General features: G+C 46.7%; 6 protein-coding genes. 3 read left to right on the top strand and 3 right to left on the bottom strand.

The window, feature by feature from the left end:
- Window positions 1-103 precede the first annotated feature (103 nt).
- Window positions 104-3,040: a TonB-dependent receptor gene (locus ACKI5J_RS09865; protein ID WP_407428991.1), complete on the top strand. Its 2,937-nt coding sequence runs from the start codon at window positions 104-106 to the stop codon at window positions 3,038-3,040.
- A 623-nt stretch (window positions 3,041-3,663) separates the two neighbouring features.
- Window positions 3,664-5,496 carry a glycoside hydrolase family 2 protein gene (locus ACKI5J_RS09870; RefSeq protein WP_407428993.1) on the top strand — a complete coding sequence of 611 codons (1,833 nt, stop codon included), beginning with the start codon at window positions 3,664-3,666 and terminating at the stop codon, window positions 5,494-5,496.
- A gap of 32 nt (window positions 5,497-5,528) precedes the next feature.
- On the opposite strand, the gene ACKI5J_RS09875 is transcribed toward ACKI5J_RS09870, so the two are convergent.
- Together ACKI5J_RS09875 and ACKI5J_RS09880 are read right to left on the bottom strand one after the other, a co-directional pair.
- Complete coding sequence (locus ACKI5J_RS09875; protein ID WP_407428995.1) at window positions 5,529-6,335, bottom strand: response regulator; 807 nt, start codon at window positions 6,333-6,335, stop codon at window positions 5,529-5,531.
- Window positions 6,336-6,352: 17 nt separating this feature from the next.
- The gene (locus ACKI5J_RS09880; RefSeq protein ID WP_407428997.1) at window positions 6,353-9,490 is read right to left on the bottom strand and encodes a two-component regulator propeller domain-containing protein; all 3,138 of its coding nucleotides are present in this window, start codon (window positions 9,488-9,490) and stop codon (window positions 6,353-6,355) included.
- A gap of 245 nt (window positions 9,491-9,735) precedes the next feature.
- Between ACKI5J_RS09880 and ACKI5J_RS09885 the strand changes: the two genes are divergently transcribed.
- Window positions 9,736-10,911 (top strand): hypothetical protein, encoded by a 1,176-nt coding sequence (locus ACKI5J_RS09885; RefSeq protein ID WP_407428999.1) that lies wholly within the window; start codon window positions 9,736-9,738, stop codon window positions 10,909-10,911.
- 28 nt (window positions 10,912-10,939) lie between these two features.
- On the opposite strand, the gene ACKI5J_RS09890 is transcribed toward ACKI5J_RS09885, so the two are convergent.
- Entirely contained in the window at window positions 10,940-12,367 is a 1,428-nt protein-coding gene (locus ACKI5J_RS09890) for a hypothetical protein (RefSeq protein WP_407429001.1), read from the bottom strand.
- Window positions 12,368-12,410 lie beyond the last annotated feature (43 nt).

Consider the following 12,410-nt stretch of genomic DNA (forward strand, 5'->3'; position numbering starts at 1 on the left):
TGGGTTCCCCGCGCTGGTTTGGCGCAACAGTGAAACAGGTTGTCGTTACCATGAAAATTAATCGGCTTAAACTATCAAATAATATTTCACGACAACGCAACACATGAAAATTACCCATATTGCCTTTTTCCTATCCTTATTCTTTGCTCCAACCCTCATCCTTGCGCAAGGAAACAATTTTATCATCGTAAGCGGTACTATCGTACAGCAAGAAACAAAAGCTCCTCTGCAGGGTGTCAGCGTCCTGCTTAAAGGTACCGTAACCGGTACCCTAACAGACTCAAAGGGCGATTTTAGCCTTAAAACCCGCGCGAAATATCCTTTTACACTGGTGTTTTCCAGTATTGGCTTTGAAACGCAGGAATTCGAAATCACCAGTCCTGAATCAAAGCTGAACATTGAGCTTCTCACTCAAACCGTTTTAGGAAAAGAAGTGGTGGTTACAGCCTCCAGGGTAGAGGAGAGCATTTTGAAATCTCCCGTCGCGATTGAAAAGCTGGATATCCGCGCCATAAGAGAGAGTCCGGCACCAGGATTCTATGACGCGCTGGAAAACGTGAAAGGTGTTCAGATGACCACCTCGAGCCTGACTTTTAAAGTCCCTAATACCCGGGGATTTAACATCCCCAATAACTTCCGCTTCGTGCAGCTGGTGGACGGTGTCGACATGCAGGCCGGAACACTTGGCGTTCCACTGGGCAACGCGATCGGTCCCACCGAACTGGACATCGCCAGTGTAGAGATCACCCCGGGTGCGGCCTCTGCCCTTTACGGTATGAGTGCTATAAACGGCATGGCCAATCTGATCACCAAGAGTCCTTTCTTATACCAGGGCTTGAGCCTTTATACGCGCAACGGAGTAAACCATGTAGGGGGCACTGGCCGTGATGCCGGTATACTCACAGAAAGTGCGCTGCGTTATGCACAGGCTTTCAACAATAAGTTTGCTTTTAAAGTGAATGTGAGCTATATGAGGGGCAAGGACTGGTTGTCAGATACCCGCACGAATCAAAACCCCAATACGCTGAATACTGCCAACCCGCGCTTTTCTGAGCTAAATGCTGATGCTGACAATCCGGCTTATGATGCCTGGAACAAGTACGGGGATGATAATGGAAGTAATGCAGTAACCATCAGCGGTCTTACCATCCCCGGACAAACAGGTGCTCAGAGTATCGTCGTACGTCGTACCGGATATTGGGAGAAGGATGTCGTTAATCCTATTGTGGATAACCTGAAATTTGATGCCGCGTTGCATTACCGTTTGTCGGATAACGCGGAGCTGTCATACGGTTACCGCTTCGGTAAGCTTGACGGTCTCTTTCAGAGAGGAAACAAGATTCAGATGGACAATGTGACTGTCCAGAACCATAAAGTGGAGTTAAAAGGTTCGAACTACTTCGTTAAGTCATACGTATCTATCGAAAATACGGGCGACTCATATAATATCAAACCCCTGGTAGATAACCTGGACATCACCAGCGGAGGTAAGAACTCGGTTTGGCAAGCCAAATACAAAACAGCACTCCAAAATGCACTTAATGCAGGAACGCCTTTGGCAGAGGCGTTGAAAATAGGTCGTACTGCCGCAGATGCCGGTCGCGCGGAGCCGGGAACCGCCCAGTTTAACGACTTAAAAAATACTATCGTTGGAATCAACAACTGGGATCACCAGGAGGTTGTCGGCGGCGATGCACCTGCAACCGGAGGCGCCTGGCTTAACCAGAAAAGCCGCACCTATCATACTGATGCCCAATGGGACCTGTCCGAAAAGGTGAAAATATTTGATCTGTTGGTGGGCGGTGACCTCCGCATATATGAAGTCGTGCCTGACGGGAACAACTTCGTTGACTTTACGCGCCCTCTTGCTGAACGGAATAATCCTTTGGAAGATGGAAGCTTCGGCGACAATGTGTATTACAAAAAGTTTGGTGGTTTTGCACAGGTAACCAAAACACTTTTTGAAGAGAAGCTGAAACTTTTCGGTTCTTTGAGGCTTGATTATAACCCCGAGTTTGACGCAAAATTCAACCCGAGAGTTGCGGCTGTATATACCCTCGCCGGGAAACACAACTTCAGGGCATCACTTCAAAACGGATATCGTTTTCCTGCTCTCTTCGAAGCGATTTCATTTGTTAATAACGGCAATATCCGGCGTGTAGGTGGCCTTTCTTATATCAACGAGGGACTAAACTATCTGGATAACTCCTATACTCTTGCCTCAAGTGATATCTTTAATGCAGCTGTAAATGCTGATGTTGCTGCGGGACTGTCGGCCAATGACGCTGCGCTTAAAAACAGAGCACTGCTATCAGCAACCTCCCTGTCGCCAACTCGTCCGGAGCGTATCAACTCATTCGAAGTAGGTTACAAAAGCGTCCTGCTGGAGAATAAGCTGGTAGTAGATGTTGATGCATACATCAATCAATACGATGGCTTCCTGGGCCAGGTAGAGGTTTCTGTGCCATACAAAAGGGCATTAACCCCTGGTGCTAATTTCGTGGAACAGGCACCTGTAGGAAGTGACGAGGCCGTACTCGCCATGCTTAGGGCAAACCGGGATGCGCAGCAAACGCGGTACAGGGTATATACTAACGCTAAAAATAAGTACAATAACTATGGGGCCGCACTGGGACTGACTTACAACTTCTACCAGAAGTATACGGTTTCCGGCAATGCGAGCTACAATAATATATCAGAAAATTCAGAGCCTGATGTGTTTGTTACCGGTTTCAATACGCCAAAATGGTCAACCAATGTGTCTTTCGGGAACCGGGAGGTAGTAAAAAATATCGGATTCAACATCGTTTACAGATGGCAGCAGGAATTTTTATGGGAGAGTCCCCTCGTAAATGGCACCGTTCCTTCATTCGGAACCTTTGATGCCCAGGCTACCTATAAAATACCGCGGCATAAAGCCACATTTAAAGTCGGCGGAACGAATATTTTTAACAACAATTATGTGCAATATGCCGGGGGGCCAACCCTCGGGGGGCTGTACTATGTGGCCATTACTTTAGACGGGCTTTTGCAGAAATAGGGTGCAAAAAGTTTAGTAGGTTATATGTTTTTCAGTCAGGAGGGTCCGTCATCAGGCCCTCCTTTCTTTTTTAGCAATGTTGATCGTAATCGCTATGCTCCTTTATCAAAAGATCAATAGGCATGGCAATAATCTGGTCCAGTTGCTGATCCGATAAGAGCTTGTCAGTGTTCACCTTCCAAGCAGGGAAGCCCTGCAATTCCGGACGCTGTCCGATTAGCGCCTTTTATCTCCTCTTCCATCTATCTTGTTAGAACCTCCGTCTACCTATTTCCATATTGAATCGGTGAAGAGTCAAAGTCTAGTCCATGTTTTCTTACGGTACGTCTGACTTAACATGGACTAAACATGGACTAGACATGCATTTGATCAGAGCAGTTCCCGAACGAGGGGGCTTTAAATTACCTTTAAACCGCTTTTTCAGTTCCTGCGTTAATGATACGATTTGTATATATTTTGAAATTATTTTATTGAAATTTAAAGGGAGAAATTCAGTCCTTTGAAAGGAGGGAAAGAAGCGTTATTCGAACTAACCGTTAACAGATCAACCTGATAAGCTGAAGACGGTTAACTCGGAGCATCAACGCAAACTCAACACGTATACTAACCAACCAGTTACATTTATGAAAACTCTCAGTACTTTATTCTTATTCGTGTTTGCTTCCGCAGCTATATGTTATGGACAGGATTCTGGCTGGAAGCCGGTTCCGGGGAAGATCCAGACACCCTGGGCAGAGAAAGTAAACGTATCCAATCCGCATCCCGAGTATCCCCGGCCGCAGCTGGTGCGCGGTAATTGGAAAAGCTTGAATGGGCTGTGGAATTACGCCATCACGCCAAAGCAGGATGCTAAGCCAAAGTCGTATGAAGGAAAGATACTGGTTCCCTTTGCGGTCGAATCCTCTCTCTCGGGTGTGGGTAGGAATGTCGGAAAGGACAGCGTGCTCTGGTACCATACACAATTTTCCGTACCTCCTTCCATGAAAGGCAAGAGGGTTATCCTGCATTTAGGCGGTGTAGACTGGGAAGCGAAGGTTTCGGTAAATGGCAAGGAAGCCGGCACACACCAGGGAGGAAATGATCCCTTTTCGTTTGATATTACATCCTTGTTGAAGCGTGGAGGACAACAAGATCTATCCATCCGCGTCTGGGACCCTACAGACGAAGGCCCTCAACCTCGCGGTAAGCAGGTGCGCAAACCTGAGGGGATATGGTATACGCCGGTAACAGGTATTTGGCAAACGGTTTGGCTGGAGGCGGTGTCTGATACCTATATTCAAGCAACAAAACAGACTCCTGATGTTGATAAAGGGTTGGTAATGGTGAGCACTCAGGTTAAAAATCCCAGGCCGGGCGACCGGGTGAGGATATCGGCCTGGGACGGAACGACCAAGGTAGCGGAACAGGAGGTAAGTAGCGGTGCTGCCGCTAGTCTGAACATTCCCCAGGCCAAACTGTGGTCTCCGGAAAATCCTTTCCTATACAAGATGCAGGTCGCCGTTGTTCGGGGCGGAAAAGCAGTGGATGAAGCAAAGAGCTATTTCGCTATGCGTAAGTCCTCGATGGCAGCAGACAATAAGGGCATCCAGCGAATGTTGCTGAACAATCAATTTATATTTCAATACGGTCCGTTGGATCAGGGCTGGTGGCCTGACGGGCTGTATACTGCACCTACAGATGAGGCCCTGAAGTTTGATATTGAGAAAACTAAGGAGATGGGTTTCAATATGATCAGAAAACACATCAAGGTGGAGCCTGCCAGATGGTACTACTACTGTGATTCGATTGGTTTACTTGTTTGGCAGGATATGCCCAGCGGGGATCTCGGAAATCGATGGGAGTCTCGCCCGGGAGTTGCCGGCAGGGGTACAGAGCAGGATCGTTCAAAAGAGTCGGAAGGATACTATCGTAAGGAATGGAACGCCATCATGGACGCCCTTCATAATTTCCCGTCGATTGTGGTATGGGTGCCTTTTAACGAGGCATGGGGACAGTTTAAAACTACCGAAATAACAAACTGGACTATGCAGAAAGATCCGTCCCGTTTAGTGAATAGCGCGAGCGGGGGTAACTTCTTCCCGGTAGGACATATCATCGATCTGCACAACTATCCCGATCCCGCTATGCCCCGCCCCGACCTCTTCGGTTCCAGGCAGGCACTGGTTTTAGGAGAGTTTGGCGGTCTGGGTCTGCCGGTTGACGGGCATGTATGGCAGCAGAAGGATAACTGGGGATACCAGAGCTTCAAGACCGCGGATGATCTGATTGACCGCTATTCGTCCTTCATGGTGAAAATGCAGGAGCTCATCCGGAGCGGCCTGTCTGCTGCGGTATATACGCAGACGACGGATGTTGAAATTGAGACGAACGGTTTGATGACCTATGATCGCAAAGTCATTAAGGTGCCCGCAGCGAAACTCAAAAGTCTGCATGCCCCTTTATATCATACAAAATAGGTAAGCAGGGCTGAAAGGAGAATATCGAAGACTCAGATAACGCTGCTGTTTGTTTTCCTTTCAGCCATTTTTATTTGCATATATTCTGTCGGCGGCATCCCGAATTGCTTTGCAAAGCACCTGCCAAAGTGCGTTTGAGAGCTGTATCCCACCATTTCGGCAATTTCGTAGATTTTAAATTCATTCCCGGCAAGCAGTTGGGCAGCCTTTTTCAGCCGTGCAATGTTGATCAGTTCATGAGGGGTGAGGTTGGAAATGGCTTTAATCTTCCGGTATAATGTAGGCTTGCTCATGTTCATGGAGTCAGCAAGGTGCTCGACATCAAGATCAATGTTTGCAATATTCCGGTTGACGGCTTCGTTCAGTTTTTCCAGGAAGTTCTCATCGGCCTTAGAATAGGCCATCGTTTTGATATGCACCAAAGGGGAGTTCGCGAAGTAATCTTTTATCTTGCTCCGGTTCATAAGGAGGTTGGCGATCTGAACCTGTAGATGTTCAGGCGAAAATGGTTTTTCGATATACGCGTCGGCTCCCAGTTCAAGTCCTTCGATCTTTGATTGCAGGGTATTTTTCGCCGTTAACAAAACCACCGGAATATGGCTGTATTCGAAGTCTGACTTGATTAGGCGGCAAAGTTCGAAGCCATCAACTTCGGGCATCATGATGTCGCTGATGACCAATTGTATGGAGTGAACGCTTAACAGGTCGAGCGCTTCCCTGCCGTTGCGGGCGGTAATGACGGCGTATCGTTCGTTCAGATCATCCGAGATAAAGTCCAGGATCTCTTCATTATCGTCAACCAACAAGACGGTGGGCCGGTTTGCTATTTCTTCTTTCATTGGATTTCTGATTGGGTTCATCTGCTCATTATTGGATGGAATTCAATTTGCTGATGCAGCGGAAGTGTAACTGCAAATACATTACAGTCGGCTTGTGCCGGTCTCAACTCAAGATTTCCTTTATGTAGCTCTGTCAGGGAGCGGGAAATGGAAAGCCCGAGTCCGCTGCCCGGTTGATTTTCTGTAAGCTTCATCCGGTAGAAGGTGTCAAATATTCTTTCTTTCATGTTCCAGGGAATGATATAGCCGTCATTCTTGATCAGGATGGTAAATGTAAGGTTGCCTTCAAAGACAGGCAATATTTCAATTATGGCGGTCTTAGCGCCGTATTTAATAGCGTTGTTAATCAGATTACTCATGATTTTGTCGAACGCTCCGAGATCGATATAAGCGAAGAATTTATTGGCGGGCAGTTCCAGTATAAAGCGTATATTTTTCTGCTCGGCCGCAGGCTTAAAGCGAATATAGTTGTCTCTTACTAATTCACAAATATCCGCTTTGACGAAATTGAGGCTGAACTCCCTGGTTTCCGTCTTTCTGAAGTCGAGCAGCTGGTTGGTAAGATTAAGCAGGCGCTCGGTGTTTTTCTGCATAATCATCAGGTTATGCTTGATCTGGGGTACCTCCTCGGCCCGTTTGATGATTTTTTCCATAGGCCCTTTGATCAGGGTGAGCGGGGTGCGTATTTCGTGAGCTACATGCGTAAAAAATTCAATTTTTGCCTGGTAGATTTCCTTTTCTTTTTTGTGCTGGAATATTTCGAGCCTGCGTTTGTTTTTTGTCTTGGCGCGTCGGTGATAATTGCGTATAGCGAGGTAGACGAATGCAAACGAGAGCAGGACGTACAAGAACAACGCCCACTTACTTTTCCAGAAGGGCGGTACAATTTCAATTTCGAGATGTGTTTCGTCATGATTCCATACGCCGCTGTTGTTAGCTGCCTTTACTTTGAAGATATAATTTCCTGGTGGAAGGGAGGTGAAATAAGCCTTACGGTTAGTTTTCAGATATGTCCAGTCATTGTCAAGCCCCTCCATCTTGTAGGCATACTCGGTTGTATTTAAGGATGTGTAGCTTAAGGCCGAGAAATCGATACTAAACGAGGATTGCTCATGCGTTAACCATATTTTTTTGGTGAAGGTGATGGATTCTTTCAGCGGTGAGTTGGCGTTCTGGACATCTATCTCCTGACCGAATATTTGAAACCCGGTGATATAAACCGGTGGTTTATAGGCGTTTTTAACAAATGATGAGGGACGAAACCTGACTAATCCGTTGACGCTTCCGAAATACATTCGTCCGGAGTCATCTTTAAAGGCAGAATTGTAGTTCAGCTGGTCGCTCAGCAGTCCATGCGCCCTGGTATAGGTTCTTATTTTTTCTGTTTCGGGATTAACGACCGCTAATCCACGCGATGTGCTGACCCAAAGCAAACCTTCCTCATCTTCCAGCATAGATAGAATTAGGTTGCTTGGAAGGCCGTTCGCTGTGGTATAGCGCTTGAACTTGCCTGCCTGCGGATTCATTTTATATAAACCTCCCTCGGTGGCAAGCCATATATGCCCCTTGCGGTCTTCGAATATTCGGTTTATGCGGTTGTTGCCCAGGCTTTGAGGGTCATTGCTCTGATAGGTGTAAGAACCCTTTCTTCCGGTACGGGGGTCGTAATAGTATAACCCCTCTCTGTATGAGCCGAGCCAGAATATCCCCTTGCTATCTTGAAGCATAGTGCTGTAGAACATCCGTTCTGGCACACCGGTGATGTGGATGAAATTATCCTCTTTCCTGTTGTACTTGAAAAAGCCGCCGGATGTGCAGAAGAAGAGTTCTCCGGATCGGCTTTTGTGAATGCTATAGATGAAGTTGCTCTTTAGGGAATTCTTTCCTGCTCCTGCCGAGTAATGTTTAATGATCTTTCCGGTTCTTATGTCCATGAGATCCAGTCCGTTTTCGAATGTCCCGATCCAGAGAGAATCGCCCTCGGGAAGCAGGCCATGTATGTTAGTTGAGGCGAGATCATGTTTCTTGCCCGAGGGCTTAAAATGCACGAACTTCATCGTTCCTGCTTCGAGTTTGTTCAGGCCGGCATCTTCCGTACCGATCCAGAGATTCGCGTATTTATCTTGGACGATCTCCCTCACGACATTTCCGCCAAGTGAGTTTTCTCCTATCATGGGGAAAAACTTCTCGAAGGAATTGTATTGCTTGGGATAGTAATTCAGCCCTCCAAAATAGGTTCCTGCCCAGATTCCGCCTTCCCAGTCTTTGCAAAGCGTGTAAACGGCATTGTCTGACAAGGAGTAGGGATTATTGTATTCTTTCTTGATATTAAGGGCCGTTCCGGTTTGGATGTTATAGAGATATATGCCTGATTCAGTAGCAATCCAATAGCGGTCGCCTGATTCGTGCATGAAGTTTCTGGCGAAAATCTCTGTGTTGTCTGTGTTCCTGGTTAGGATATTTTTGTAGGTTCTGGTATTAATGTCAAATAGCTTAACACCTTGATTTGACGTTCCGATGAACAGGGAACCCTTGCCCGAGTCGTAAATTTTTTCTATCCATTTCGACGATTCGGGTTGTGAGCCCGGCGACACGTCGTAGCTCTCGAAAGTCTGGTTGGCAGGTTGGTAATGTTCGAGGGTTCCGTATCTGGAGGACACCCAGACCTGCCCATCCTGGAGAGTACTGACGGATGTCGCTTCAAAATAGTTTGCGATGCTGAACTCAGTGAGTTTTTTTCGGTTTTCGTCGTACTTATAGAGCGTAAATCCGGCGATAAACCAAACATTGCCGTTCCTGTCGATCTGAATTTCCCTTACGTCTTCTGTTGGACATCCTCTGAGAGGTGTAAAGCTTTCGGTTAGCGGACTGTAGATAAAAAGACCCCTGTCTGTTCCTATCCACATAAGGCCTTTTTTATCTTCGGCGAGGGTATGGATGAAATTGCTCTTCAGACTGTTTTGATTAAGGGCATCCTCTCTGAAAATTTTAAAGGTATAGCCATCAAATCGGTTGAGGCCGTCCTTGGTGCCGAACCAGAGAAATCCCTTACGGTCCTGCATACTGCAGATTACCGTATTGTTTGACAGACCGCTTTCCACCTGATAGCGGCTGAAGTAATAGGGTGCCGCTCTGGCAACGCTTGTCGCAAACATGAGCGAGATAAACAGTATGAGCGTTTTAATTGGTTGCAAAGGTTACGTTTACTATCAAATATAAGATAGTCAGATGATATAGTTCCGATGATTTTGTAGTGTCTGCGGGTGCTACCGAACATGAGAAATAGTGGGAATGAAGCTACACTTTCCAGACTTTTTCTTAACTGCGGAGTAATCTTTGTAATTTTCAGCAGGAAGTGCCAGCGCCTGAAGTGGGTTTATAAGTTAATCAGGATTGTTTTATGAAGATTGTTTTTATCTGTGGTTCTCTAGAAGATGGCAAAGACGGGGTGGGAGACTATACCAGGAGACTGGGCAGAAAACTGGTGGAAAACGGTTACTCTATTGGAATCATGGCGTTGCATGACCAGTATGTGAATGATAAGCCCTGGGAAGAAGAGGAAGAGCCATCTATGAGGACGTTGAGACTGCCGGCGTATTTGACCTGGGAAAGGCGAACGAGCCTGGCAGCTGATTTTGTCAGGTCTGTCGATCCGGAATGGATAAGTCTGCAGTTTGTAGGCTTCGCTTATCAACGCTATGGCCTGCCCCTTGGCCTGAGCCCTCTCGTGAAGAAAGTATCGAAAAACCGGCAGCTGCATATGATGTTCCATGAACTATGGTGTGGTATGTCAGCGTCTGCGCCTATAAAGGAAGTTGTTCTTGGAAAACTTCAGTACTGGTTTTTAAGGATGATGCTGGCAACGTTAAAACCTGACAAAGTATTTACCAATATTGAAAGATACGAAGGGCGACTAAAGAAGCTGGGAGAGCAGCCGCTGCTCGTTCCGGTATTCAGCAATATCCCTTTAGCGTCTCACGTCTCTGACATATCCTGGGAGGAGGTAATAGCGAAAAGTAATCTGCAGGATTTAGTGACGGGCGTTGACAATAAGCTCGTACTCGGTTTTTTCGGGAGTATATACCTCATTCCGGGCTTCACTGCGCTAATTCAAAACGCTTATGATGCTGCTTGCAGGCTCGGCCGGGAGTGTTGCATTCTTTTGATCGGAAACAATGCTAAAGAAGACCTGGAAAGGCTTTCCGGCCATGATCTAAAACCCCGCGTTTTTGAGCTAGGCATGCAGTCTCCCGGGATCATTAACCGGGCGATGGCCCTGGTGGATTTTGGAGTAATCACCACTCCAATTGATGGGATAAACAAAAGCGGCGGGGCAGCCGCATGGATGGAAAGGGGCATACCGGTACTGGTTTCCGGTGAAGACCCTACCGATAATGGCAATGATCTCCGGGCCGCTTGCGGAGCTTACCGGGTGAAATGCGAAGAGGATGTTGTAGAAGCCTTGCTGCATGGGAATCGGAACAGGCAGAACAAAGAGCGGTTGGATGGCGTAGCTGAGGTCTATATGCGACATCTCTTCCATAAAAAAGCCGCTTACCTGCATGAAGACAGTTAAGCGGCTTTTCCAATGTATACAATATTGATTATTGCTCGATGATAGGAGGCATCTTTACGGCGTAGTTGATCGCTTTATTTGCCAGATTTTTAACGTTACCAACAGCCTTGACGTTGGTGAAGGTATTGGTGATAACCCCAAGCCAGCTGTATCCTTCCTGGCAAATGTTTCTCACCAGATAGATGTCTTTACTGCCCGGAAGCGCCTGTAGCCTGATACAATGTGCATTCGTGTAAATCGTGTTTCCTTCTACAGTTATGTTGCTAACCACTCTGGGTATACCATAAGTTCCTACTACTATACCGGAAGAGTTGCCTTTAGACAAGCGAGTATCTATGACGTTGTTTTTTACCGTTATGTCGCGCAGGTTGTTTCCACCATTACCCATTTGGATGCCGCCCACGTGATCTCCTTTGGTTTTAACGGTGTTGTTATTGATCACGATGGCAAAGCCGTCCTCTTTTAAGCCAGGTGCTATAGCTATGCTTCCTGCGGTAATGGTGTTGAAGCTTAACGTATTTTTCTGTCCGAATATCTCCAGGCCGCTCCGGTGGTTTCCGTTTCCACCACTGAATACGTTTTTAGAAATCAGCGTATTTTTATAGTATCCGGATATTCCGTTTCCACCCAGGTTTTTGGGGTCGTTGAGCTTGTTATCGGTGATTTCTGCGTCAATCACATAGGCAGCTGCACATTCGATTGCGAACTGCTTGCCCAGGGTGTTATTAAAGGTATTCTTTGTGATCCGGGTATTGTAGTTGTGCTGACTTTGCAGCTGTATGGCCGGTGAATTAGGGTTTTGCGATCCCCAGTTGGTAAACACACAGCTGGTGACGGAGACGTTGCGTGTTCCTCTCATTTCCAGGCTGGTGCGTCCTGCCCCGGAGAAGTTGCAGTTCAGGAAGACAACGTTCTTTACCTGATAGTCGTTGAGGCCTTTGATTTGAACAGCGCCCCTGTCTCTTCCCCCTGCAAAATTTACGTTCTCAAAGTGGAGGTTGCTGACGTTATCCGTCACGTACAGCCCTACCAGGTCTGCGCCGGTATTGGCAGCCTGATTGGCGTTGATCTTGATGTTTTTTAAGCGGATGTTCGATGCACGGGTTGGAATTTTAAAGACGTTGCGTCCTGGTCTGCTTCCTGAAGTCAGCTTAATCTCCGTAGCATTGCCTTCAATCGACGCATTGGAAGGAAGAATAAGTTCATCTGAAACCATGAACTTTCCGGATGGGAGGATTAACGTTTCTTTCCTTGCAGCCCAGGTATTGATCAAATCCTGAAGTTCCTTACGCTGATCTTTTCCATTAGAAAGGATGCCGCTATTACCAGATTTTTTGGAAATTGCGCTTTCCTGTATGCGTGTGGTGTGCTGAATAATATCTTCAGACGATTCCTTCTTGCAGGCAAAATTAAGTGTGGCAAGAAGAAGAATGAAGATCATAAAGACGTTTTTCATATAAGTTGATTTCGTATGCTTACGAAATCAACTTATTTTGGTT

Source organism: Arcticibacter sp., assembly GCF_045629565.1.
Classification (GTDB): domain Bacteria; phylum Bacteroidota; class Bacteroidia; order Sphingobacteriales; family Sphingobacteriaceae; genus Arcticibacter.